At 43.6% G+C, this 26,162-nt stretch carries 24 protein-coding genes; 17 read left to right on the top strand and 7 right to left on the bottom strand.

Going from position 1 to position 26,162, the window contains the following annotated elements:
• Positions 1 to 93: 93 nt before the first annotated feature.
• From AK823_RS05005 to AK823_RS04940, 14 genes are all read left to right on the top strand, one after another.
• Positions 94 to 1,254, top strand: a complete 1,161-nt coding sequence (locus tag AK823_RS05005) for a muconate/chloromuconate family cycloisomerase (protein ID WP_068326857.1) — start codon at positions 94 to 96, stop codon at positions 1,252 to 1,254.
• Positions 1,255 to 1,287: 33 nt separating this feature from the next.
• Positions 1,288 to 1,578 carry a muconolactone Delta-isomerase gene (gene catC / locus AK823_RS05000; RefSeq protein ID WP_068035072.1) on the top strand — a complete coding sequence of 97 codons (291 nt, stop codon included), beginning with the start codon at positions 1,288 to 1,290 and terminating at the stop codon, positions 1,576 to 1,578.
• A 108-nt stretch (positions 1,579 to 1,686) separates the two neighbouring features.
• Entirely contained in the window at positions 1,687 to 2,610 is a 924-nt protein-coding gene (catA, locus tag AK823_RS04995; protein WP_068326855.1) for a catechol 1,2-dioxygenase, read from the top strand.
• Between the two features lie 131 nt (positions 2,611 to 2,741).
• Positions 2,742 to 4,121: a benzoate 1,2-dioxygenase large subunit gene (benA, locus tag AK823_RS04990; RefSeq protein WP_068035069.1), complete on the top strand. Its 1,380-nt coding sequence runs from the start codon at positions 2,742 to 2,744 to the stop codon at positions 4,119 to 4,121.
• 110 nt (positions 4,122 to 4,231) lie between these two features.
• Positions 4,232 to 4,729, top strand: a complete 498-nt coding sequence (benB, locus tag AK823_RS04985; RefSeq protein ID WP_068035068.1) for a benzoate 1,2-dioxygenase small subunit — start codon at positions 4,232 to 4,234, stop codon at positions 4,727 to 4,729.
• A gap of 176 nt (positions 4,730 to 4,905) precedes the next feature.
• The gene (gene benC, locus AK823_RS04980) at positions 4,906 to 5,922 is read left to right on the top strand and encodes a benzoate 1,2-dioxygenase electron transfer component BenC (RefSeq protein WP_068326852.1); all 1,017 of its coding nucleotides are present in this window, start codon (positions 4,906 to 4,908) and stop codon (positions 5,920 to 5,922) included.
• 212 nt (positions 5,923 to 6,134) lie between these two features.
• Entirely contained in the window at positions 6,135 to 6,920 is a 786-nt protein-coding gene (locus tag AK823_RS04975; RefSeq protein WP_203226595.1) for a 1,6-dihydroxycyclohexa-2,4-diene-1-carboxylate dehydrogenase, read from the top strand.
• A gap of 228 nt (positions 6,921 to 7,148) precedes the next feature.
• The gene (gene benE, locus AK823_RS04970; protein ID WP_068326846.1) at positions 7,149 to 8,342 is read left to right on the top strand and encodes a benzoate/H(+) symporter BenE; all 1,194 of its coding nucleotides are present in this window, start codon (positions 7,149 to 7,151) and stop codon (positions 8,340 to 8,342) included.
• 149 nt (positions 8,343 to 8,491) lie between these two features.
• Complete coding sequence (locus AK823_RS04965) at positions 8,492 to 9,214, top strand: 3-oxoacid CoA-transferase subunit A (protein ID WP_068326843.1); 723 nt, start codon at positions 8,492 to 8,494, stop codon at positions 9,212 to 9,214.
• 26 nt (positions 9,215 to 9,240) lie between these two features.
• On the top strand, positions 9,241 to 9,900 hold the full coding sequence (locus AK823_RS04960) for a 3-oxoacid CoA-transferase subunit B (protein ID WP_068326840.1): 660 nt from the start codon (positions 9,241 to 9,243) through the stop codon (positions 9,898 to 9,900).
• A 50-nt stretch (positions 9,901 to 9,950) separates the two neighbouring features.
• On the top strand, positions 9,951 to 11,183 hold the full coding sequence (pcaF, locus tag AK823_RS04955) for a 3-oxoadipyl-CoA thiolase (RefSeq protein ID WP_068326837.1): 1,233 nt from the start codon (positions 9,951 to 9,953) through the stop codon (positions 11,181 to 11,183).
• An 89-nt stretch (positions 11,184 to 11,272) separates the two neighbouring features.
• Positions 11,273 to 12,055, top strand: coding sequence for a 3-oxoadipate enol-lactonase (gene pcaD / locus AK823_RS04950; protein WP_068326834.1), 783 nt, complete (start codon positions 11,273 to 11,275; stop codon positions 12,053 to 12,055).
• Positions 12,056 to 12,146: 91 nt separating this feature from the next.
• On the top strand, positions 12,147 to 13,442 hold the full coding sequence (locus AK823_RS04945) for a M20 family metallopeptidase (protein WP_068326831.1): 1,296 nt from the start codon (positions 12,147 to 12,149) through the stop codon (positions 13,440 to 13,442).
• Positions 13,443 to 13,921: 479 nt separating this feature from the next.
• The gene (locus tag AK823_RS04940) at positions 13,922 to 15,286 is read left to right on the top strand and encodes an aromatic acid/H+ symport family MFS transporter (RefSeq protein ID WP_068326828.1); all 1,365 of its coding nucleotides are present in this window, start codon (positions 13,922 to 13,924) and stop codon (positions 15,284 to 15,286) included.
• A 241-nt stretch (positions 15,287 to 15,527) separates the two neighbouring features.
• Here the strand turns inward: AK823_RS04940 and AK823_RS04935 are convergent, their stop codons facing one another.
• Positions 15,528 to 16,397: a LysR family transcriptional regulator gene (locus AK823_RS04935; protein ID WP_068326825.1), complete on the bottom strand. Its 870-nt coding sequence runs from the start codon at positions 16,395 to 16,397 to the stop codon at positions 15,528 to 15,530.
• A 93-nt stretch (positions 16,398 to 16,490) separates the two neighbouring features.
• Between AK823_RS04935 and AK823_RS04930 the strand changes: the two genes are divergently transcribed.
• Positions 16,491 to 16,991 (top strand): lactoylglutathione lyase family protein, encoded by a 501-nt coding sequence (locus AK823_RS04930; RefSeq protein ID WP_055124259.1) that lies wholly within the window; start codon positions 16,491 to 16,493, stop codon positions 16,989 to 16,991.
• 253 nt (positions 16,992 to 17,244) lie between these two features.
• Positions 17,245 to 18,069: an enoyl-CoA hydratase gene (locus AK823_RS04925; RefSeq protein WP_149031843.1), complete on the top strand. Its 825-nt coding sequence runs from the start codon at positions 17,245 to 17,247 to the stop codon at positions 18,067 to 18,069.
• A gap of 59 nt (positions 18,070 to 18,128) precedes the next feature.
• On the opposite strand, the gene AK823_RS04920 is transcribed toward AK823_RS04925, so the two are convergent.
• The 3 genes from AK823_RS04920 to arfB form a co-directional block, all read right to left on the bottom strand.
• Complete coding sequence (locus AK823_RS04920) at positions 18,129 to 19,289, bottom strand: FAD-dependent oxidoreductase (RefSeq protein WP_068326822.1); 1,161 nt, start codon at positions 19,287 to 19,289, stop codon at positions 18,129 to 18,131.
• A 76-nt stretch (positions 19,290 to 19,365) separates the two neighbouring features.
• Entirely contained in the window at positions 19,366 to 20,070 is a 705-nt protein-coding gene (locus tag AK823_RS04915) for a cupin domain-containing protein (protein WP_068326819.1), read from the bottom strand.
• A 36-nt stretch (positions 20,071 to 20,106) separates the two neighbouring features.
• On the bottom strand, positions 20,107 to 20,520 hold the full coding sequence (gene arfB, locus AK823_RS04910) for an alternative ribosome rescue aminoacyl-tRNA hydrolase ArfB (protein WP_068326816.1): 414 nt from the start codon (positions 20,518 to 20,520) through the stop codon (positions 20,107 to 20,109).
• 669 nt (positions 20,521 to 21,189) lie between these two features.
• Between arfB and AK823_RS04900 the strand changes: the two genes are divergently transcribed.
• Complete coding sequence (locus AK823_RS04900; RefSeq protein WP_068326810.1) at positions 21,190 to 22,131, top strand: acyltransferase; 942 nt, start codon at positions 21,190 to 21,192, stop codon at positions 22,129 to 22,131.
• Between the two features lie 379 nt (positions 22,132 to 22,510).
• On the opposite strand, the gene AK823_RS04895 is transcribed toward AK823_RS04900, so the two are convergent.
• The 3 genes from AK823_RS04895 to AK823_RS04885 all read right to left on the bottom strand — a co-directional run bounded on the left by AK823_RS04895 (position 22,511) and on the right by AK823_RS04885 (position 25,961).
• A complete protein-coding gene (locus tag AK823_RS04895) occupies positions 22,511 to 24,055 on the bottom strand; it encodes an acetyl-CoA hydrolase/transferase family protein (protein WP_068326807.1) in 1,545 nt (514 codons plus the stop codon).
• A 215-nt stretch (positions 24,056 to 24,270) separates the two neighbouring features.
• The gene (locus AK823_RS04890) at positions 24,271 to 24,693 is read right to left on the bottom strand and encodes a Replicative DNA helicase (protein ID WP_068035038.1); all 423 of its coding nucleotides are present in this window, start codon (positions 24,691 to 24,693) and stop codon (positions 24,271 to 24,273) included.
• Between the two features lie 230 nt (positions 24,694 to 24,923).
• Positions 24,924 to 25,961 (bottom strand): histone deacetylase family protein, encoded by a 1,038-nt coding sequence (locus AK823_RS04885; RefSeq protein ID WP_068326804.1) that lies wholly within the window; start codon positions 25,959 to 25,961, stop codon positions 24,924 to 24,926.
• Positions 25,962 to 26,162 lie beyond the last annotated feature (201 nt).

Raw genomic sequence — 26,162 nt, 5'->3', positions numbered from 1 at the left:
TTAGACATGGCTTTATTTAGCATCTATAGTTCTTATTAAGCATAAGGAAGTACGACTGATAAATTAAAGATAACTCTTATGTTAAGGACAACTATGATTCGCTCAATTAACACCTTGCTAGTGCCGATACCGACGATTCGAGAGCATAAGCTCGCTTGTACGGTCATGAGAGAGCAAGTATTAGTCTTAGTGCATATTCAAACAGAAGATGGCTATGAAGGCTGGGGCGAAGCCACCACTATCGGTGGTCTAAGCTACGCTGAAGAAAGCCCTCACAGTATCAAGACTAATATCGACACCTACTTTACTCCCCTCCTATTAAAAGAGCAGCCAGCGAGCACGGCAAAAGCCATGCAACTGCTCAGCCTGCACATCAGTGGCAACCGCTTTGCAAAATGTGCCATTGAAACCGCCCTACTCGACATTGAAGGCAAACGCCTAAATCTACCAGTTAGCGAGCTCATCGGTGGACGTGTACGTGATCGCCTTGAAGTAGCTTGGACATTGGCCAGTGGTAATACTGCAATTGATATTAGCGAGGCCAAGCAAATGGTCGAGCAAAAGAAACACCGCATCTTTAAATTAAAAATCGGTAGCAACCCTATCCTTGAGGATGTTGCGCATGTATTGGCTATCAAGAAAGCCCTACCTGATTGCCGTATTACGGTTGATATCAATCAGGCATGGACGGAGCTTGACGCGATGCAAGGTATTAGCCTACTGCAAGCAGGCGGCGTTGATTTGATAGAGCAACCTATCTCTATGCGCAATCAAGCGGGTTTAAAACGTTTAAAAGAGCGCTTTGATGTGGCTATTATGGCAGATGAAATTGTCCATGATCCACAGAACGCTTTTCATTTAGCAGCCAATCACTGTGCTGATGTCTTTGCCGTAAAGATCAATCAAGCAGGCGGACTCAAAGCAGCTTGTCTTATCGGTCAAATGGCACATCTAGCCGGTATTGAGCTGTATGGTGGTACGATGTTAGAAGGTCCTATCGGTACCGCTGCATCGGCGCATGTGTTTTCGACTTATCCTAGCTTAAATTTTGATACAGAACTCTTTGGCCCACTCTTACTGACGGATGATGTGCTAGCGCAGCCACTGGATTATCAAAACTTTGGCTTAACTGTTCCGACAGGCCCTGGACTTGGTATCGAAGTAGATAAAGACAAGGTTTATCACTATGCTGAACAGGGTGGCATCGCCTTACCCAAGCTTTCAGAGTCAAAGAAATATACTGCTGAATCTTAAATACAGCCCCTAACAATTAATAAGGAAATAGCAATGTTATATCACGTGAGAATGGATGTTTTAATACCCACAGATATGGATGCTGATAAGGTTAACGAGCTAAAAGCCACTGAAAAAGCCCTCTCGCAAAAGCTACAAGAGCAAGGCAAATGGCGTCATATTTGGCGTTTGGCTGGAGAGTATTCCAACTTTAGTATCTTTGATGTGGACAGCAACGAAGAGCTACACGATATCATGATGTCGCTACCCCTTTATCCGTATATGAAGGTTGAGGTCACGCCATTGTTGCGTCATCCCTCTTCTGTGCGTAGTGATGACAGCTAAGCCCGTAAAACTACTTTTTAAATGTACCAACATATTGAGCAAGGTTGCTTGATACCATCTTAATTATCTACATAGTTATCTAAATAATTCCTCAACTAGGAGAGAGACATGGAACGTACTCAAATTGAAGCGCTAGCCAACCAGTTCATCAAAGGCAAGATTGACTTTCCAGATCAAGTCAATCCACGCGTACAAGAAATTGTCCTACGCATCGTGACCGACCTGATGCAAACCATTAATGATTTAAAAATCAGCGCAGATGAATATTGGGCGGGGGTTGAATATATCGGCGATCTAGGCAAAGAAGCCGGTCTACTATCACCGGGTCTAGGTTTTGATCACTTTATGGATTTAATGATTGAAGAAGACTTAAAAGCAGCTGGTCTTGACGGTGGCACTGTACGTACCATCGAAGGTCCACTCTATGTCGCTGGTGCGCCAGAAGAAAAAGGCTTTGCGCGTCTAGATGATGGCACTGATCTTGACAATGGCACCGTGCTATTCATGCAAGGGACCGTTTATGGCGAAGATGACAAGCCATTGCCAAATGCCAAGGTTGAAGTATGGCATGCCAATAGCTTAGGCAATTACTCTTTCTTTGATGAGTCGCAGTCGCACTTTAACTTGCGTCGTAGCATTATCACTGATGAAAACGGCCATTATGCTTTTCGCAGTATCGTCCCATTAGGTTACTCAGTGCCGCCAGAAGGTATGACCCAAAAAATATTGGGCGCGCTAGGACGTCATGGTCATCGCCCAGCTCATATTCACTTCTTCGCGAGTGCTGACGGTCATCGCAAATTGACCACGCAGATTAACATCGATGGTGATGAGTATCTGTGGGATGACTTTGCCTTTGCTAGCCGTGAAGGCTTGGTACCAGAAGTGACGATGGTTGAAGATGCGGACAAGCTACAAGAAAAAGGGCTGGACGCGCCGTATGCCAGTATCGATTTTGACTTTCATTTAGTGAAAGACATTGATAAGCCAGTACAAGGCAGTGAAGTTGAACGTCGCCGTGCTCAAGCTTAATTATTGAGTATCGCTAGCTACTGTTAGCAACCACTAAATATTATAGATTTTCGCTTGATATGCACTCAGTTGTCGTATCAAGCGTCATACCCTAACATCGTTTAACACCGTTATTTACAAGGAAGACAGCCATGAGCGAGCGCATTAATCTAGTACCTGAAGGATCAGATATCGCCATTGACGATTTTTTAGAAGAGAATGCAGAAAAAGGGATTTATCGCCTACATCGCAGTGCCTTTACCAACGAAGAGCTATTTGAGCTTGAGATGAAGCATATCTTTGAAGGCAACTGGGTTTATCTGGCTCATGAGACTCAAATCCCTGATAACAACGACTACTATACAACATACATCGGCCGTCAGCCGGTCATCGTTGCCCGTAATAAAGAAGGTGAGCTGCATTGTATGATTAATGCCTGTTCTCATCGCGGTGCCCAGTTGTGCCGTCATAAAAAAGGCAACAAAGCCACTTATACTTGCCCCTTCCATGGTTGGACTTATAACAACTCAGGTAAGCTGCTTAAAGTTAAAGACCCACGCGGTGCTGGTTATCCTGACGCCTTTAATAAAGATGGCTCGCATGACTTAAAGCAAGTCAAACTTGCCAATTATAAAGGCTTCTTATTTGCTAGCCTTAATGATGATGTCGAACCAATTGAAGACTGGCTTGGTGGCTCAACCAAAATCCTTGACATGATTGTCAACCAATCACCAGAAGGCCTAGAAGTATTACGCGGCACCTCAACCTATACCTTTGATGGTAACTGGAAGCTGCAAGCTGAAAATGGCGCTGATGGCTACCATGTCTCAGCCGTACATTGGAACTATGCTGCTACGACGGCACGCCGTAAAGAGCAAGAAGCCGTGAAAGAAGACAATATTAAAGCCATGAACGCTGGTAAATGGGGTCGTCAAGGTGGCGGATTCTATTCCTTTGAAAATGGTCACCTACTGCTGTGGACCCAATGGGAAAATCCGCAAGATCGTCCTAACTTTGCCTATCGCGATGATTATGTTGCCCAATATGGTGAAGCAATGGCCGACTGGATGATTGGACGCTCGCGCAACTTATGCCTCTATCCAAACGTCTATATCATGGATCAATTCAGCTCACAGATTCGCATGTTACGTCCCCTAGCCGTTGATAAAACCGAAGTCACCATCTGGTGTATCGCTCCGAAGGGCGAAAGCGATGAAGCACGTACTCGCCGTATCCGCCAGTATGAAGACTTCTTTAACGTGACCGGCATGGCAACGCCAGATGACTTAGAAGAATTTCGCTCGTGCCAGCAAGGTTATAACGGTATCAAGCTTGAATGGAACGATATGTGCCGCGGTTCTGAGCATTGGATAGAAGGCGCTGACGAAGGTGCAAAAGCCATTGACCTTAAACCGTTATTAAGTGGGGTCAAGACCGAAGATGAAGGCTTGTACACCGTACAGCATCGCTACTGGCATGAAGAGATGAAAAAAGCCCTAGAGCAAGAGCAGCAACTACATGGCGCAGGCTAATATTAGCTAAGTATTTAGGGGAATTATTCAATTTAAATATTGCCCCTAAATACTGAAGCCCTTCACTTGCTGGTTATTGCAGGACTAACAAATATAAAAGGATATCGCTAATGAAAAATGCAACGGTTAACATCGAAGATGTACGGCAGTTTCTGTACCGTGAAGCACGACTGCTTGATGAAAAAAGATGGGAAGAATGGTTGGCTTGTTATGACGAAGACTGTCCGTTTTGGATGCCCAGCTGGGATGATGATGGCGAGCTGATCAGCGACCCGCAACGAGAAATCTCACTTATCTATTACCCTGATCGTCGTGGCCTTGAAGACCGCATTTTCCGTGTCGAGACTGAACGTTCTTCTGCGACCATTCCTGATACCCGTACCACGCACAATTTATCTAATATTGAGTTGCTTGAAGATAACGACGGTATCATTAGCGTCCGCTTTAACTGGATTAATAAATCCTATCGTTATCAGGAGACCAATACTTATTGGGGATTCTCCAAGTACAAAATAGACATGACTCAAGACAGCCCAAAGATTTTGGATAAATATGTCGTGTTAAAAGATGATTATGTGCATCAAATTATGGATGTATATCACGTCTAAATTCTGCGTGTTTCTAGTTATGCGTAACAGCCAATATGCACAGTTAAATTTCTACAACGGACCCATTGATAGCCCAGCCTTTATCAAACAGCTTTTATGAATCAGCCGTTATCAATGAGACGATTAAAGTACAGCTAGATTAGTTAGTAACCATATGTTGAAAAGGGATATTTCTCATGGAATATAATATTGCTCTACAGTTTGAAGACGGTGTCACAGGATTCATCAAGTGTGAAGCAGATGAAACCGTCGCCGAAGCAGCCTATCGCCAAAAATATAACATTCCTGTTGATTGTCTCGATGGTGCTTGCGGTACTTGCCGCTGTCATTGTGAGTCAGGCAGCTACGATATGCACCCTGACATGTATATCGAAGAAGCGCTGACTGAAGCTGAGGCCAAAGAAGGCTACGTTTTGACCTGTCAGATGATTCCTGAAAGCGACTGCGTTATCAAAGTACCGACCTCTTCTGAGGCCTGCAAAGTTGGCAAGTCTGTGTTCAAAGGCAAGCTACAACAGCTAAACGTGCTTTCGGAATCCACCATTCATTTTGGCGTCGAAGTCGACAATCCAGATGCGCTAGTATTTTTGCCAGGACAGTATGTCAATATCAGCATTCCTGATTCTGACGAGACACGCTCCTACTCGTTTAGCTCTATCCCTAGTGCTAAGCAGGCCGAATTCGTCGTCCGTAATATTCCTAATGGCAAGATGAGCACCTTTTTATCCGATATTGCGCAAATTGGTCAAGATATTGATTTTGAAGGGCCATTTGGTAGTTTTTATTTGCGCCCTGTTGTACGCCCCACATTGTTTTTGGCAGGTGGTACCGGTATCGCGCCTTTCTTATCGATGCTAAAAAGTTTAGAAGTATCGGGTGCTCATCATCCTGTCAAGATGGTCTACGGTGTTACTAATGACGCTGATTTGATAGAGATTGAAAAGCTGGAAGAGGTGAAGAAAAACCACGCTTGGTTTGACTATTATACCTGTGTAGCAAGCGAGGAAAGTGGCCACGAGCGCAAAGGCTATGTGACCAGCCATGTCGAAGCTGATTGGTTAAATGATGGCGATGTTGATGTTTATCTGTGTGGTCCTTTAGCAATGGTCGATGCCGTTAGTAACTGGTTAGATACAAGCAGCCTAAAACCTAGCAATTTTTATTATGAAAAGTTTACACCTAGTGAGCAGTAATAGATTATTAGCCAATACTAGTAGAAATTGATAGTACTGCCAATTCGTATTGAAACCGACAAAGCGTTACTGGCAACAAATTTTTGCAGCCTCTGTCTGCGTAGGCACAGCAAGCAAGAAAATTTTTACCAGTAACACCTGCTAATTAGTATATTTAATTTGAATTAAATACATACAGATATGCTCTAGAAATACAGTTTCGTTTTTAAGGAATAGCAATGAGTAAGCGCTTTGATAATAAAGTATGTATCGTAACTGGTGCCGCACAAGGTATCGGTCGCGGGGTCGCATTACGCTTAGCAAGTGAAGGCGGCAAGATAGTGATGGCAGATTTCTCACCTTTGGTAGAAGATGTGTTAGCAGAAATCATTGCAAATGGCGGGCATGCGACGACTATCCAAGCTGATCTTGAGACCTATCAAGGTGCACAAGAGGCTATTAATAAAGCGCTTGATACTTATGAGCGTATTGATGTGCTGGTCAATAATGTTGGCGGCGCGATATGGATGAAGCCTTTTGTCAATTTCTCAGAAGAAGAGATTAATAAAGAAGTCAGTCGCTCATTATTTCCGACATTGTGGTGTTGCCATGCGGTATTACCAACGATGATTGAGCAGCAGTCTGGTACTATCGTCAATGTATCTTCTATCGCCACACGCGGTATCAACCGCATACCCTACTCGACAGCGAAAGGCGGCGTCAATGCCATGACCGCATCGCTCGCTTTTGAGTACGCAAACGATGGTATCCGAGTAAATGCAGTAGCGACTGGTGGCACTGAAGCTCCGCCTAGAAAGATTCCACGTAATGCAAAGCCTTTAACTGATGATGAAAAATCATGGATGAATGCAGTCGTTGACCAGACCATTGACCGCACCTTTATGAAACGCTACGGTACGATAGATGAGCAAGTCAATGCCATTGCATTTTTAGCATCAGATGAATCGTCATATATCACTGGGAGTACCATTCCTGTGGGCGGCGGTGACGAAGGCTAACCATATCAATTGAGCTTTTAAGTTAGGCAACACAGCGTTTAAGCAGCGTTTAAGCTACTATAGTTAATTAAATTTAAGAAGAGCAAAAAGCTGCTGGGATGAATTTTACGAAGCCTCTGTCTGGCAAAGCGCACAGCAAGCGAGGAAAATTTATACCAGCAGTAAACGTATCTCTTTTTTTTGAACAGACTATGTTATCTGACTAGTGCTGATTTGCAAGGAAGCAATATGGCAACTGTAATTCAAACCTTGAAAGAAGACTGGTCGCTCTCCGCGTCCGTTGCAGGGTTTCTAGCCGTCCTTATCTCTTATGCTGGACCTTTGATTATCTTTTTTCAGGCAGCACAAGCGGCGCAAGTTTCAGATGCGATGATGGCCTCTTGGATTTGGGGCGTCTCAATTGGCGCGGCCGTATCTGGCATCTTCCTATCTATTAAATACAAAACCCCTATTATTACCGCTTGGTCAGCACCCGGCACGGCTCTACTGGTGACCGTGTTTCCAGAGATGAGTATCAATGAGGCGATATCCGCTTATATTATCTCAGCGGTTGTGATATTTTTGGTCGGTGCAACCGGCTCATTTGACAAGATTTTAAAATGGATTCCGAACGGCATTGCTGCTGGCATGATGGCTGGCATTTTGTTTCAATTTGGCTTAGAGTTATTCGTCGCCACTGATACCATGCCATTTATCGTCTTTAGTATGCTTGGTTGCTACTTATTAGCCAAACGCTTTTCGCCGCGTTATACCATGATTTGGGTACTGTTCTGCGGGGTCATTTTAAGTGTTATCTTCGGCAAGATGAACCCCGTCGACATGAATTTAGCCATCACCATACCTACAATTATTTGGCCTGAATGGTCATGGAACGCCACCTTTAACCTTGCTATCCCTCTTATCCTTGTCAGCTTAACCGGACAATTTTTACCCGGTATGGCTATCTTAAATCTCAGCGGTTATGACACGCCAGCCAAGCCTATTGTGAGTGTCGCAAGCCTCGCCTCATTAGCAGTCGCATGTGTTGGTGGTATTACCATTGTGCTAGCAGCCATCACCGCTGCCCTATGTACGGGCAAAGATGCGCACGAGCTGAAGGAAAAGCGCTATATCGCTGGAGTAGCCAATGGTATTTTTTATCTATTAGGTGGCTTGTTTGCTGGTAGTATTGTGATGGTGTTCAGCTTACTACCAAAGGAATTGGTCGCCGCCTTAGCTGGACTCGCACTTATCGGGGCTATTTCTGCCAATATCACCATTGCTATGAAAAACGATGAGCAAAGAGACGCCGCATTAATTACCTTTTTGGCGACGGCATCCGGCATGAGCTTTTTGGGTCTTAGCTCTGTATTCTGGGGTATTCTTATCGGCATGATTGCTCATTATGTTTTAAATAAAAAACGTTTATTGTCATTTGCTTAATAAGCCTAACTGTAAAATCTTTATTATTTAAAACAATTACCAACAAACAATCTGAACTATTTAAATCTCTAAAGCACTTTAACTATTAAAGCACTAATAAATATTACAGCAGAAACGATTTCTAATATTACTTTTCATAGGATATGAATATGATTAATAAAGCGGATAAAAGTATAACTGACGTACTCAGCCAAATTAAAGACGGAGCCACCATCATGATTGGTGGCTTCGGTACCGCAGGGCAACCAGCTGAACTCATTGATGGGCTGATTAATTTGGGCGTAAAGGATTTGGTCATCATTAATAATAATGCTGGTAACGGCGACCATGGCCTTGCCAAGCTCTTAAAAACGGGTGCTGTGCGTAAGATAATTTGCTCTTTCCCGCGTCAATCGGACTCTTGGGTATTTGATGAGCTTTATCATGCTGGCAAGATTGAGCTGGAGCTAGTACCACAAGGTAATTTGGCTTGCCGTATTCAAGCAGCAGGTATGGGACTCGGTGCAGTATATACGCCAACAGGATTCGGCACTTTACTCGCAGAAGGTAAAGAGACTCGTAATATCGATGGCAAAGACTATGTCTTAGAATATCCGCTCAAGGCTGATTTTGCGTTAATTAAAGCTTCTAAAGGCGATCGCTGGGGCAACCTGGTCTATCGCAAGTCTGCACGTAACTTTGGTCCAATCATGGCAATGGCAGCTGACGTGACTATCGCTCAAGTCTCTGAAACGGTGGATCTTGGCGAGCTTGATCCTGAGCACGTTATTACACCGGGTATTTTTGTGCAGCATGTGGTGCAAATCCAGCCTCCTAATAATGAATCTGCTAGCGCTGAACTTTCTAGTACAGCAACTAAAGCCACCGCTTAATACTGCCAATTATAAGGAGCGTCATCATGAGCCATACTTCCTACACTGTTTTGACCCGCGATCAAATCGCCGAGCGCGCTGCACAAGATATTCCAGATGGTGCCTATGTCAATTTAGGCATCGGACTACCGACCAAAATTGCCCAATACTTACCGAATGATAAAGATGTATTTTTGCATTCAGAAAACGGCTTACTAGCTTTTGGACCACCACCTGTTAAAGGCGAGGAGGATCCCGAGCTGATTAATGCTGGAAAAGAGTACGTCACCATGCTCGATGGCGGTAGCTTTTTTCATCATGGCGACTCTTTTGCGATGATGCGCGGTGGTCATATCGATATTTGCGTATTGGGCGCATTTCAAGTGGCTGCCAATGGCGACTTAGCCAACTGGAGTACTGGTGCAGAGGATGCAATACCTGCCGTTGGCGGCGCTATGGACTTAGCCGTCGGTGCCAAAAAAGTCTTTGTGATGACCAATCACACGACTAAGACTGGCGACCCTAAAATCGTCAGCGAGCTTACCTACCCTGTGACTGGCAAAAACTGCGTTGATCGAATTTATACTGATCTATGTGTCATCGATGTCACTGATAAAGGCTTAGCCGTCACTGAAATGGTCGATGGCATGAGCTTTGCGGACTTGCAAGCATTGACTGGCGCAACGTTAATTGACGCTACTAAATAAAAAACCCTCTTAATCAGAATTTAAGATAATCAAAACTCAGGATAATCGCCATGACTGATTCAATCACTCGTTTAAATAACGCTTATATTATTGATGCCATTCGCACTCCTTTTGGTCGCTACGGTGGCAGTCTAGCACCAGTACGTGCAGACGACTTAGGTGCTATCCCTATCAAGGCGTTAATGGAACGTAATGCTAATGTCGATTGGGTAAAAGTAGATGACGTCATCTACGGCTGTGCCAACCAAAGCGGCGAAGACAATCGCAACGTCGGTCGCATGTCATCATTGCTAGCTGGCCTACCTTATCAAGTGCCTGCAACCACTGTTAATCGCTTGTGCGGCTCGTCAATGGATGCGTTAGCGATAGCTGCTCGTGCGATTAAAGCTGGTGAAGCCAATTTAATTATCGCAGGTGGTGTTGAGAGCATGAGCCGTGCGCCATTTGTGATGGGCAAATCGGATCAGGCGTTTGGTCGTAGTCAAAAGCTGGAAGATACCACTATGGGTTGGCGCTTTATCAATCCAAAGCTTGATGAGCTATATGGCACAGAGACCATGCCGCAAACCGCCGAAAATGTCGCAGAGCAATTCAATGTCAATCGAGCTGACCAAGATGCATTTGCGCTACGTAGCCAACAACGTACCGCAGCGGCGCAAGAGTCAGGATTCTTTAGAGACGAGATGACCCCTGTCGTCATCCCGCAGCGTAAAGGCGAGCCTGTCACCATCGATACCGATGAACATCCTCGTGCTGACACCACCCTTGAGAAGTTGACCAAACTGCGTCCTATCGTCACCGCAGATGGCACGGTAACAGCTGGTAACGCCTCTGGGATTAATGATGGCGCAGCAGCTTTCCTAGTGGCGTCAGAGCAAGCGGTTAAAGAATTTAACCTAAAGCCGCGTGCACGTATTGTGGCCTCAACTACGGTAGGCGTTGAACCGCGTATTATGGGTTTCGCCCCAGCACCAGCGATGAAAAAATTGCTTGAGCATACGGGACTAACGCTTGATGAGATGGATGTCATTGAATTAAACGAAGCCTTTGCCGCACAAGCTCTAGCTTGTACGCGTGACTTAGGATTATCCGATGATAGCGAACGCGTCAATCCTAACGGCGGTGCGATTGCCCTTGGTCATCCACTCGGCGCATCAGGCGCACGTTTGATCTTAACTGCCCTCAATCAACTTGAAAAAACAGGTAAGCGTTATGCTATATGCTCGATGTGTATTGGCGTTGGACAAGGTATCGCGATGATTATTGAACGTGTTGAGAGTTGATTGATAATTCAAAATAAAATAGATGCCCTCATTGATATGCAAAAACCAATACCTTACTCACATGATAATCACAAACAAGGACGTTCATCATGCCTGTATTTGAAAATAAAGACGTAACGCTAAACTATGCCACTTTTGGCGATAGCAGCAACCCTGCTCTACTATTCTCCAACTCTTTGGGTACCAGCTACCATATGTGGCAGCCGCAAATCGATGTGTTGCAAACTGAATACTTTATTATCTGTTACGACACCCGTGGTCATGGTAAATCCTCCGCACCAACAGGTCCTTATACCCTTAATCAGCTTGGACAAGATGTAATTGATTTGCTCAATCATTTAAATGTCGATAAAGCCTATTTTTGTGGCATCTCTATGGGCGGCATGACGGGTCAATGGTTAGCTATCCATCACCCTGACCGCTTCCATCACTTGATGCTATGCAATACCGCAGCGAAGATTGGTAATGAGGCGGCATGGAGAGATCGCGCGCAATTGGTACGTGAGCAAGGTCTAGCTCCTATCGCGGCCACCGCTGCTCCGCGTTGGTTCACAGCGGGTTTTATCAATGATTATCCTGATGTAGTCGCGGCATTGTCCAGTGCTCTCGCGGCTGGCAGTAGCGAGGGTTATGCCAGCTGCTGCGAGGCGTTATCTGTGGCTGATACTCGCGAACAGCTAAAAGATATTCGCGTACCCATTACAGTGGTGGCAGGTATCGAGGACCCAGTGACGACGGTTGCCGATGGTCAATATATGGTCGATTATATACCTAACGCTAAGCTCGCTACTATCGATGCCTCACATATCTCGAATATTGAACAGCCTGAAGCATTCAATAAACTCGTGCGACAATATTTAAATATTCAATAGCTCTATTGGTCACTAAAACTCTCATATGAAACGTGAGATGTGAGAATAGGAAAGTAATAACAAGGAAGAAACATCAAACAAGGACGAAAGTATGAAACGATCATTATTATCATTAGTTGTCGGTATTGTTGCCTGTAGCACCTTTAGTGCTCATGCCAACATCAACATCGATAAAGAAGTGAAAAGTGTTGAAAAAAAGGTGATTGAATGGCGTCGGGATATTCACAAACATCCGGAATTAAGCAATAGAGAAACTCGTACTGCCGCTATTGTTGCCAAGCATCTAAAATCACTAGGTATGCAGGTCGAAACTGATATAGCGCATACAGGTGTTGTTGGTTTTTTGAAGGGTGCTAAACCCGGGCCTACGGTGATGCTACGCGCAGACATGGATGCATTACCCGTTACCGAAAAAGCAGATGTACCTTTTAAATCAACCATTGTCACTAAGTACATGGGTGAAGACGTTGGTGTCATGCATGCCTGCGGACACGATACTCATGTTGCTATGCTAATGGGCACGGCAGAAGTATTAGCCGCTGTTAAAAATGAATTGCACGGTAATATTATGTTCGTATTTCAGCCTGCCGAAGAAGGTGCCCCTGAAGGTGAAGAAGGCGGTGCAGAGCTCATGCTTAAGCAAGGCATCTTTAAAAAGTATAAGCCCGAGGTTGCGTTTGGGCTACATGTTATGTCGAGCTTAAATAGTGGTCAAATTGGCTACCGAAGCGGCCCTATTATGGCTAGTGCTGATACCTTTGACATAACAGTAAACGGTAAGCAAACTCATGGCTCAGCACCTTGGAATGGGGTCGATCCTATCTCAGCTGCGGCGCAAATCGTTACCGGAGTTAATCATATAGTGAGCCGTCAAATTGATATCACTAAAGAGCCTGCCATTGTCTCCTTTGGTAAAATAGACGGCGGTGTACGCGATAACATTATTCCAGATAGTGTCAATATGATTGGCACTATCCGTAACTTTGATATGAATAATCGCGACCAAATTTTTAGTAATATAAAGACGACAGCGACTCATATAGCAATGGCATCAGGTGCGAAAGCTGACGTCAAAATTAATAAAGGTTATCCAGTTACGATTAACAACCCAGCGCTCACCGCGCAAATGTTACCGACGCTTAAGAACGTAGCAGGTAAAGACAATGTACTTGAGGTGCCTAAGCTAACGGCATCTGAAGATTTCTCGTTTTATGCCCAAGAAGTACCTAGTTTATTTTTCTTTTTAGGCGGTACACCCGTAGGGCAAGACGCAAGTAAGGCACCCTATAACCACTCTCCCTACTTCTCTGTAGACGAAGCATCATTTAAGGTGGGTACTAAAGCGCTTAGCCAGCTAGCAATAGATTATTTAGCTATGAAAAAATAACTCTCTAAGCGAACGGTACCTGTTGGTATAAGTAATGGCTTAAATTCGTACTTAAAGATAAGTGTTTAGAAATAAATACTTAAAGATAAATGCTCCACAATTTTCGCCGTTAATTAGTATTTTATAGCCGACACATTTTGATAAAAATCAAAACAGCTCATATATTTAAAAGATATATGAGCTGTTTTTTTATCCGTCTTTTAAGAAATAATATCTATTATTAATAAGCACATAACTTTCTTCAAAAAAATAAATATCATGGATATTCATAGCCTTACGAGTTGTTTAGATATCATTTTAGAAAACCTCCACTGGTTTTACTTAAGTTATCTACACGCACTTATACTTTTTCATACTCTATAAAATCAAAACCCATACTTTATAGGTATATCTTTATACTTAGATAGTTTTTGACTTGATCATCAGAAAACAATAACTTGTTAGATACTTATAAGGATATTACCCATGGAGAAACACGAATGGAATCACCAACCTTAAACATCAATAAAGTTATTGATGAAGCCAAGTTTGCGCCCTTTCATTGGAAGGTGCTGTTTTGGTGTTTACTGATCATTATTTTTGATGGTTATGATCTCATCATTTATGGCGTGGCGCTACCGTTACTCATGGAAGAGTGGTCATTGACCGCGGTACAAGCAGGCTTTCTTGCCAGCGCAGCACTTTTTGGCATGATGTTTGGTGCCATGATCTTTGGTACTTTGTCTGACAAGATCGGCCGAAAAAAGACCATCATGATCTGCGTCGCCCTATTTAGTAGCTTTACCTTTTTTGGCGCTTTTGCTAATGGTCCGATGCAGTTTGCGGCTCTACGCTTCATTGCAGGTCTTGGTATCGGCGGCGTGATGCCCATCTGTGTGGCACTGACCTCTGAATACGCCCCGAAGCGTATGCGTAGTACGCTAGTCGCCATTATGTTTAGTGGTTACGCGATAGGCGGAATGGCATCCGCATTGCTAGGATCATTTTTGGTGGTAGATTATGGCTGGGAGATTATGTTTTATATCGCAGGTATTCCTACCTTGCTATTACCAATCATTTGGAAAATGCTGCCTGAATCTTTGATGTATTTAGTCAAAGAAAAAAGACATGACGATGCCAAAAAAATCGTCCGCAAACTTGCACCACAAGAGACTATCACAGCCTCTACTGACTTAATCTTAGATGAGCCAACCAAAGGCGACGACGCCCCTATCAAAGCGTTATTCCTAAAAAATCGTGGCTTTACTACCATCATGTTTTGGATAGCCTTCTTTATGTGCTTGTTGATGGTATATGCTCTCGCCAGCTGGTTGCCGAAGCTTATGATTCAAGCAGGTTACTCGCTAGGCGCTAGTATGCTGTTCTTATTCGCACTTAATATTGGCGGGATGATCGGTGCTATTGGTGGCGGTGTGCTGGCTGATAGATTCCATCTAAAACCAGTATTAACCATTATGTTTGTCGCTGGTGCTGCTGCATTGATATTACTTGGCTACAACAGCCCTCAAGTAGTGCTCTATACCCTTATCGCAATTGCAGGTGCGACTACTATTGGCTCACAGATACTACTCTACACCTTTGTCGCTCAGTATTATCCGACCGCTGTACGTACCACCGCTATGGGCTGGGCATCGGGTATCGGTCGCATTGGTGCTATCGTAGGTCCTATCTTGACTGGGGCGCTACTCACGCTTGAGCTAAGCCACCAAACGAACTTCTTGTTTATCGCCATACCTGGTATTATCGCCGCCGTCGCTATCTTCTTAGTGAACCTAAGCGCCGCAGTTGATGGTAAAAAAAGTAATGTAGCACCAGTGACTTTAGATGCACCAGTATCAACTTAATAGCCGTTATAGCGGTTAAATAGTGATTTGGCTGGTATTGATTAACAGGCTGGCATTGTTTAATAGATTGATATTGATTAACAGGTTGATAAATAAAAATAGCGCTCTCATATTATGAAGGCGCTATTTTAGTAAAAATTATCTCAGTAGCGCGTTATAACTTTTGTACTTCTTTTATTTAGGACTAACTATAAGACAATTACTTTACAAAACAGCCATTTTATAAAGTTTTAACAAGCACTTATAACCACTTCTTTACCTTATTAATGACCGTTTGCATTCTATTAGGTAGGGCTTGCTGCCGCCGTACGGCAAGATAGAGTGTTTCACTCACTGGCGTTGGCAAGCGATGACTGCTAATAAGCTCAGGGTTTGCGTACGCTGCAACCGCGTGTGCTGGTAATACGGTAAAGCCAAGCCCCCTACTGACAGGCTCTAAAATCAAGCCAATTTGATTAGAAAAGCCCTTTTTCTTAAAGTCATTGATATGTTGGAACTCGCTATAATTGGCGCTCAGCAGCATACTGGCATGATGGGCACCGTCAGGATGATCGATAAACCCAAGAGCTATGAGTGTCTCCCAGCTTGGTTGATCAGTCATCGCAGGCATCACCAGTATCAACGCTTCCTGAGCTATTGACTGGCAACTTATTCCCTCGTCATCTGAGACATCAGTCATAAACCCAATATCAATGTCGTGATTCGCAAGCGCCCGCTCTATATTAGAATTTGGCGCAAAGCGATAATCAATCACTAGTTGCGGATACTGCTGTTGTAAGGTCAAAAGCTGCGGATACAACTTTAAGCCCACGCTGCCAGGAGACATCAATCGCACTAGCCCTGCATAAGCGGGATCCTCACCGATACGCTGTTCTAGATTTGCTAAGCGCTGCAAGATATCACCCGCTTCCCTATACAGCTCCTCGCCTGCATCCGTCAATGAAAACTGTTTACCTTGACGGATGAGTAAGTCAACATCTAACTGACTTTCAAGCTTGCGTATGTGTTGACTCACACCTGACTGAGTCATATGTAGGCGCTCGGCAGTGTGAGTAAAATGCCCCACTTCAAAAAGGGTACAGAATGTACGTAGCCACGTGATATTTATCATTACAATACATACTTAACTTTATAATAGATGATAATTTTACGTAATAGATTTAACTTTGTAAACTACTCCCATATCAAAACAGGAGTACGAATTATGAATAACGTTTATCCAAGAAGCTTTTCGCACATTGGTCTTTCCGTTCCTGACTTAGAAGCAGCAGTAAAATTCTATACTGAAGTGATGGGTTGGTACACCATCATGGAGCCGACCGAAATCGTTGAAGATAACAGCCCTATTGGTGAGATGTGTACTGAAGTCTTTGGCTCAGGTTGGGGTAGTTTCCGTATCGCTCATCTCTCTACTGGTGACCGTATCGGTGTTGAAATCTTTGAATTCAAAAATCAAGAAAATCCTGAAAACAACTTTGAATACTGGAAAACAGGTATTTTTCACTTCTGTGTTCAAGATCCAAATGTTGAAGAACTCGCTGAACGTATCGTCGCGGCTGGCGGGAAAAAGCGTATGGAAAAACCACGTTATTACTACCCTGGCGAAAAACCTTACCGTATGATTTATATGGAAGACCCGTTTGGCAATATCGTTGAAATATACAGCCACAGCTATGAGCTTATTTATAGCGAAGGCGCATATTAGATTGTAGCGCTTAAGAGTAAAATAACGCTTCGTTATGAAAGTTAAAAAATCGGACTTATCTCTACATGTCGATTTATTCTTGATAAAGAAACCAATAGCGCACTCATAATATGAGTGCGCTATTTTTATGTGTACAATTTCAATAACAGCACTCTATTGTATAACTTATAAGTCATGCTACTATTTAGAGTATTATTCAAATGCTTTTTTAGATCTTTCCTTACGTTTATATACTAATTATCAAGGATGATAAATGAATACTATAAATACAGACGCCCCTACTACAGACACTAACGAGCCATTAGTTATCAGAGAAGACAGCAAAGATTCAAGCGGCGTCGTTACCCTCACACTAAATCGTCCCAAACAATTCAACGCGCTATCAGTAGATATGTTATCCGCCATGCAAACAGAGCTGGACAGCATCGCTCAAGATAACAATATCCGCTTGGTCGTCATTGCCGCGAATGGCAAGGCATTTTGTGCAGGTCACAACCTAAAAGAGATGCGCGCAAACTCAGACGAGGCATTCCACAGCGCATTATTCAAACAATGTAGTCAAATGATGCTAACCATCAATCAAATGCCGCAAGTAGTGATCGCTAAGGTACAAGGCATTGCTACCGCCGCAGGCTGTCAGCTGGTCGCGGCCTGCGACTTAGCAGTGGCCTCTGATGACTCTAAGTTTGCGACTTCTGGGATAAATGTCGGGCTGTTTTGTTCTACGCCTGCCGTTGCAGTCAGCCGCAACTTATCTCGCAAGCAAGCATTTGAGATGCTTATCACGGGTGAGTTTATCGATGCAAATATGGCCCTACAACAAGGACTGATTAATCGTGTCGCGCCAGCGGATCAGTTAGATGCAAAGCTGCAGTCTTTAATCGATGTCATTACCGCTAAATCTTCTGTCGCGGTTAAAACGGGCAAAGATATGTTCTATAAACAGTTGGACATGGACTTAGCGGATGCTTATGAATATGCTGGTAAAGTGATGACCTGCAATATGATGGCAGACGATGTCAGCGAGGGCATTGACGCCTTTATCGAAAAGCGCCACGCAGTATGGACGGGGCGTTAATAGCTCCACTATTTAGAAGAACACTACTTAAAAACAATACTATTAATTAAATTAAAAAACTACATATTTTCAGGCAAGCCTTGTACCGCAAGGCTTGCCGCTTCAATAGCACCAGCAATATAACCAGAAAACTGTGGCGACCATTCACTGCCTATCCCCGTTATGCAATCACTCCATACACCTGATGTTGCCTTAGAAACAGGTGCCACTGCATGCTGACCATCACTACTTGCGTCGGCAGTCGTTGCGGTGAATTTATCTTGTGACCAGTCTTTCAGATACTCAGCTTTGGGCGTGTCTGCCTGCTCGCCAAATAGACGTACCAATTGCGCACGGCAATATGCTTTTAACACTTCGTCAGAGACGCTTTGGCGTACGGAGGCAGGTACTCCTATAAAACCAAACAACGCACCATTGCCACCCATGCTAGAGGCATCATGAATCTCAACCATTGGCCCTTGCGAGCTACGCGCTGCTCCTGAGAGACCTTGCTTGCGCCAAAAAGGCGTATCGTAAACGGCAAAATACTTGGCATGAGGCGCCATCCAAGTCGCTGTGTTGCGCCATTGGGTTATCATATCGGATGGTAAAGCCGGCTCAAACGTTATACTGTCTTCCACCAACCGAGGCGGTAGCGCCAGTAATATATGCTGCGCTCGCCAAGTCGTGAATTGCCCGGACGCGTCTTCGCTAGTTATCTCTATGTGCTCACCTGTTCTATGCAGCCGACGTACAATGTGACTATTAAAAACACGTGAGGAATCAAGACGACGATATAAAGCATTAATCAATGCAGCCATACCACCAGCTAGACGCATCGAAGGTGGCGAGCTTTTATAGCCTTGCATACGCACAGCAGGCTCGTTAGGAACACGCTCAACCATCATATCGCCCTCTTCAAACTGTGCAAAAGTCTCTAGCTGCAATTCATTGACCAGATCGCCCAACTGCGGCTGATAATCAGGCCAAAACCAAGAAGGTCCTAAATCAAAGCTATCTACCTCTTGTACACTATCAGAGCCAAGATGTTGTGAAATCGGTTGCTCTAATGCTGAATCTTTTGAAAAATTACTAGCGAGAATGCGACCGCCCAAACTATCACGCGCTTCTAGCAATATATAATCAATGCCTTTTTGCTCTAATAAATAAGCCGCATACAGACCGCTTAAACCACCACCGATAATTGCTACGGGTACACTTGTTATATCTACTTTTTGCATAGGATTTTTCTTTTTATGGTGCGTTGAAAGCGCTTAACATCTTAATCTTAAATTATGGATAACTGCGCCTAGCTAATTAAACGTCTAGAGCTTCAACATCCGCGCCAATGATTTGAGCAAGATGTCCGGTCTTAAGGTAGACGGTAGCGCCTTCCTCGCCTGATTTTAACTGTGGCTGCGCACCTACGGGCAAGCGTAGCCAGCTACCTTGTTTATAGGTTTGATCGCCTTCTATCAGAGTGCCTTCTACTACTAACAGCTCTGCGCCACCTGCCACTGTTTGAGTCATAAGATCTTCTGTGAATAATGCATCACCTGCGCTCAGACGCTGTAAGCTTACCTGTTCGCTATCGTCCGAAAACAAAGCACAAACCTCACGGTTGCCGACTAGTTGCCAGTTTGCGCTATCGTGCGTATCGATAGCGACATGACGCTCTTCGGACGGTGACATCTGTCGCAGCTTAACAAAGATAACCGCACCTTCATCGCTATAAGGCGTATGGCCTGATGCTGGCGGGTTGCGTAAATACCAGCCAGCTGGATAATGCTTATCATCAGCAGAAAAAATACCCGACAATACCAAAATCTCCTCGCCACCCGGATGCTGATGATGCGGAAAATGCGAGTTAGGCGCATAGCGCACAAGGCTAGTCGCCCGCGCCTTCTCTGCGCCCACGCGATCAAGCATGACGCGCTCGACACCATTCTGCGGTGATTTAATCCATTGATGTTGCTCAGCCGTTAGCTCAGTACGACGTGAAAAATCTGCATTAATTAGCATGGGATATTGTCCAAATTCGGTTTGAGAGTAGCCAGCTTAATAATCAACCTTACCGCGTAATGCCTTGGTTTTGCCGCGCTGTGTCTTTTGATCGACACGTTTGCGCTTAGCATTTCTGCTCGGCTTAGTAACTCTGCGAGCTTTAGCGACTTGGGTAGATTGCAAGATAAAAGCTTTAAGACGTTCAAAAGCGTCAATCTTGTTGCGCTCTTGGGTACGGAATTGCTGAGCTTTGAGGACGAATATCCCCTCTTTAGTGATACGGCTGTCCTTGCTGTCAAGCAAGCGCTGCTTTTGCACGTCACTCAGACTTGAGGCGTTGATATCAAAGCGCAGATGGATAGCGGAGGAGACTTTATTGACGTTTTGCCCGCCTGCCCCTTGCGCACGGATGGCGCTAATCTCTACCTCACTATCGCTTAGGCTAATATTATTACTTATAAAAATCATAGTTGTCTTTTATTTCTTTTAAATAATTGGCTTTTAAATGGTTCTCTTCTATATGGGGCGTGGTTAAGCATTTATAAATAGAGAGTTACTTCCAACATACTTTGTAGGTGTAGGGTACGCTCTACGCACCCTATCACCTACAAAACTATTTCGTGTTTTAAAGATAAGATAGCATCCACAACACCTTATTGCATTGAACTTAGCATAGCGCCTATCAATAAAAATGGAATTGACATTAATATTTTGAAAACGGACTCTCTGCATTTTTCCCAACGCGTAACAATAAAATATAAGTTGGCAAATGGAAGAAACAAATATAACAGACCCCAGAGTATTGACTCTTGAAAGGCAATAATAATTAGCTTAATACCGTAAATAAAAGAGATGAGGACACCGATAATAAATAAAATAATTCCTATAATTTCCAAGTAACGCTCCTAAAATAGTATTTCACTCAAAATAGTTTTTTACTTCATACAGTAATTCTAACACTTGATTATGATAACAGTTGAAATGCATCTATAACGCGTCCCAATTCACCTTCTACTGATATATTCGTTATATGTAATGACCAGTCACACCACTATTGGTGCACAAATATTTATATCTGCTAAAATTACGCCATAACGCTAATAACAATTAATAATAGACAAACGGAAGGGATTTAACATGCGCTTGGCATCAGTTTTTCAAAAAATGCACGACCGTAAGCCCAAACTTGCCAAAGCAGTATCACTAGCAACGGCTACGGGCGTCATTGTAGGAAATAGCTTTGCTGGTAGCATCCCTGTGTGGCTTATGGGTGCGACCAAAATGATTACTGGCGCAGCTATCGCTGACAAGGCTGTGATTAAAATCGCCAATCATTGGATTAATAGTAATAACGCTGTGATTGACATGGTCTTACCGCAAAAGGACTGGCGAATTAGCCTACCTGATGACGTGTATACAGACGGCAAATATCTACTGATTAGCAATCATCAATCATGGGTTGACACCAGTATTGTCCAGTATATTAGCCAAGATCGCTTGCCTTTGACGCGCTTTTTTACCAAGTTTGAATTGATATACATTCCTATCGTGGGTCAAACCTTTTACTTTTTAGACTTTCCTATGATGCGTCGGCATTCTAGAGCTGATATTGCCAAAAACCCTGCCTTAAAGGGTCAAGATCTTAAAGAAGCACAACGGGCCTGCGCACTGCTCAAAGACAAGCCTTTCACCTTGCTCAATTATCTAGAAGGAACGCGTTTTACACCTGTCAAACGCGACAAGCAGCAGTCGCCCTACACGCATCTGCTCAAGCCACGAGCAGGCGGTTTGGCGCTGGCTATCAACGCCTTGGGTGCAGAGGTAGACGGCATATTGGATATGACGATTGTCTATCCTGATGGCGTACCGAGCTATAGTGACTTGTGGAAAGGCAGTATCAAGCGCTTAGGCGTCGATGTCCGCTATATTGACATACCGGATGGTTTGTCTGTGGCTGTTCAAAATGGCGGTTATGAAGATGATGCTGCCGTCAAAGCGAGAATGTTCGACTGGGTTGAGCAGATATGGCGACAAAAAGATGAGCGCATCACCAAGATGTTAGCTGATTTTGAAGAATAGGAGCCTGAAAGCTAATTTTGAACATAAGAAAAAGCCTCTTATCTGATGACAGCTTTTCAAGCACCACTGACATAAATACCAGTGCGTAGAACGTATCATATAGTAGGTTCAATTCAAAAATAGCATAGGGCTGCTGGGATAAATTTTTCGAAGCCTCTGGGGTACAAAGCGTACAGCAAGCGAGGAAAGTTTATACCAGCAGAACGCTGTTTTGAACGTATCTCTTTTATTGTGAACTGACTATAGCAGTTTGAAGACTAGCAGTTTAGAAGCTATTTTTAGATATAAAAAAACGCCTCTTACCTGATGACAGATAAGAGGCGTTAATACTGTTTTATGACTAATGTATTACTGGTTTTGTGTTACTGCTACGAGTCGCCTATACAGCTATACGCATCTTATTTATGCGCATATCTCCCGTCTCAACAAAACGCTGATGCCATGACAATGCTTCATTTAAGAGATGCGGCGTTTGTAGGCCACTGGCCTTAGCAGCACGGTCATAGTAATCTTGCAGCATTGGGCGATAGTCTGGGTGCGCACAGTTATCGATGATAAGCTTGGCGCGTTGACGCGGCGACTTACCACGCAAATCTGCAAATCCTTGCTCAGTCACCAAGAACATCACATCATGCTCAGAGTGGTCGTGATGCGATACCATCGGCACGATAGTAGATATAGCCCCACCTTTCGCTGTTGATGGGCTGACAAAGAACGAGAAATGTGAGTTACGAGTGAAGTCGCCTGAACCACCAATACCGTTCATCATTTTGGTACCCATAATATGGGTTGAGTTGACGTTACCGTAAATATCGGCTTCGATCATCGCATTCATAGCGATAATACCAAGACGACGGATAACCTCTGGATGGTTAGTGAATTCTTGCGGGCGTAGGACGAGTTTGTCACTCAAAAACTCGATATTATCATTGAAACGCTGTAGCGCATCTGGGCTAAACGATAATGCCGTTGCCGAAGCTGACTTCATTTTGCCGCTAAGCACAAGATCAAGCATACCGTCTTGGAGTACTTCGGTGTACCCCATCAAATCATCAAACGGGCTATCTTGTAGACCCATTAATACTGCGTTTGCAACGTTACCCACACCAGACTGTAGTGGTAATAGGTTTTTTGGCAAGCGGCCTTTTTTGACTTCATGATCTAAGAATTCAATAATCTGTGAAGCAATCGTTTTAGAGTTATCATCTGGATCAGCAAACTTGCTATTACGATCAGGCGCATCGGTCATTACGATACCGATAATCTTATCGAGATCACACTCTAGGTACGGTGTCCCGATGCGGTCATCTGGTTTGACAATAGGAATAGGCTGACGGAACGGCGGCTCACCGAGGTCTGCTGGGATATCATGCATGCCCTCTAACATTATACTTTGACGCGAGTTGACTTCGATGATGACTTTTTTGGCAGTTTTGAGCCACTGGTTATTGGTACCAATACCCATCGAAGGAATGATTTTACCTTCTGGCGTGATGCCAGTCGCTTCAATCAATGCAATATCCATATCGCCATAGAAGCCAAAACGAACTTGCTGCTCAAAGTGTGATAAGTGCATATCAACGTAGTGAGTGTTACCAGCATTGATGTGGTTACGCATGGCAGGATCAGATTGGAAAGGCGCACGGAAATTAACACAGTTGGCTTCTGCCAACACACCATCACAATCATGAGCGGTTGACGCACCCGTTAACATGCCGATGCCGAATTTTTCGCCACGAGCGTGAGCATCTTTAGCACGACTAGCGATAGCCGTTGGTACGAACTTCGGGTAGCCTGCACCCGTAAATCCTGCAACACCAAGCGTCATTCCGTTTTGTACAAATGAAGCTGCTTGTTCAGCAGACATGATCTTTTCACGCAAGCCTTCATGTTGAACGCGCTCTTCGTGGTTAATTGAACCCATAACATTCTTCCTATTAACTTCCCTATTAAAATCAGACCTCAATACAATGAATACTAAAACGAACACTACAATGAGGTAAACTTGCAACGAATCCGTTAATACGATTTCGTTGCAGCATTTTGGACAATTTTTCTACAAAAGGCAAGTAGATGAGCCTAAGTATATTCAATTTGATAGAACCAATGCAGCTTATAATGAATCAATGCTTGTTAAATTTATTCTGCCAATAATGTGGCAAGTAGTTCGTCTATCTCGACCTTAAACTCTTTATCTTCAATTTTATTAGCGCTGATTTTGGCATTCTGTAGATTGTTGATAGCAGCGTCTTTTTGACCCAATTCAATTTGCAATACTGCCATAGAAAAGGCAATCGATGACATGTGATCTTTTGAATTAATTGCCGTGGCTTTTTTCAGCGCTTTCTCATAAATGACTAGCGCTGCATCCAAATCCTCAGTGAAGTCAGCAAGTGTCTCCCACTGTTCTGGGTGGTCTTTATCACTCTTTTCATTTTCAATGCAAAGATCTTTTAGCTGCCCATAAAGCAAATCAAATGTTTTTTGATCGTTTTTACTATCAGCTTCTAATAGCTTTTCAGCTAAAACATAAATGGATTTATATATTTTGGTATTAATCATTACTCGTGGCCTTTTTATGCGACTGAATTGGAAAATTGCTGATGATTATAGCTTAAATTGGCGTACTGGATAAGAGTTATGACGGGTGCTTAGCATTTGTATCGTAGAAAGTATAACTAGTGTGTAGGTTACAGCTTAAATAGTACATTAAAGGACACGATAACTGATATCGTGTCCTTTTCATTTTTAAGTCAATTTTTCGATTAAATAACTATCTATCAAATACCTATTTAACTATCTTCTTCTATCAATCCCGATAAAAACACCTGCAAGTTATCATTGAGTTTTTGGATGTAATAGCCACCCTCTACTAGCACAATCAAAGGTTTATTTAACGCCTTCATCTTTTGCGCTAATACCTTAAAGCCTTCTGTGCTGACTTTACATCTTGCTTCTGGATCATCTTGATAGACATCGAAACCTAAGACATGGACGATGACATCAGCATCAAATGTCTTCATGGTCTCGATTGATTGGTCGACGTAATCAAAAAACCCTTCTTCATCAGTCCCATGCGGCATTGGGAAGTTGACGTTATAGCCATAACCTTCGCCCTCACCTTTCTCAAATTTATGACCGGTAACAGCAGGATAAAAATTAACAGGGTCACCGTGTACCGAGGTATAAAGGACATCTTTACGGTCGTAGAATATCTCTTGAATACCTTGACCATGATGCATATCCGTATCTATGATCGCTATTTTTGCGTATTTTTTCCTTAAATGTTCAGCGATGATGGCAGCATTGTTTAGATAACAAAAACCACCTGCGGCGCTCTTGCGTGCATGATGACCAGGAGGTCGTGAAAAGCAGAGTTGTACATTGCTGTCGCCACTGTCATCGTTGAGTAGGGCTTCAGCAGCATTAAGCGCCGTTTGCGCTGACCAATAGATTGATGTCCACGAATGCTCACTGATTGGCGCGCTATCATCCGCCTGATATTTTGCCGCTTTTGCCATGATGCCCAGTCCAGGATTGTCATACGGCACAAAAATCCCCGTCTGTACTTGCGCTCCTAGGTCCTCATCTACCGCCATCCATTCGTCATAGCCATGCTTTAAAAACTCAACATAACCAAAGTCGTGTACCGCTAAGATAGGCCCGATTCCGATTTCTTTAGCATTCGTAACCTTTAGCCCTAATGCCGCTGGTGCTTTTAGCATCTCAACCATACGCTCCGGTATCTCTAACGGCTCATGCATCTTTCCATAAGAAAAGTAAGGCAGTGGTCTATGCAGACTTAGGTTTTCATGACTATATATTTTCACTCTGTACACTCCATTGGTTGTGGCGCATTCCATTTTCTATAATGCAACTATTGCAGCTTTGAATACGGCTCAAAACCATAGTCAAACGTACAATACTTGCTGATAGCAACCATTGAATATATGCCAGTGCCTAGTCAGAGTCAAATGATATAACCAGTTATCAGATGTGAATAAAGAGTCTGCGTTGCAGTCTTTCTTGCA

It is taken from the genome of Psychrobacter sp. P2G3 (genome assembly GCF_001593285.1).
Lineage (GTDB): Bacteria > Pseudomonadota > Gammaproteobacteria > Pseudomonadales > Moraxellaceae > Psychrobacter.
This window is presented reverse-complemented; position numbering and strand designations above follow the sequence as displayed.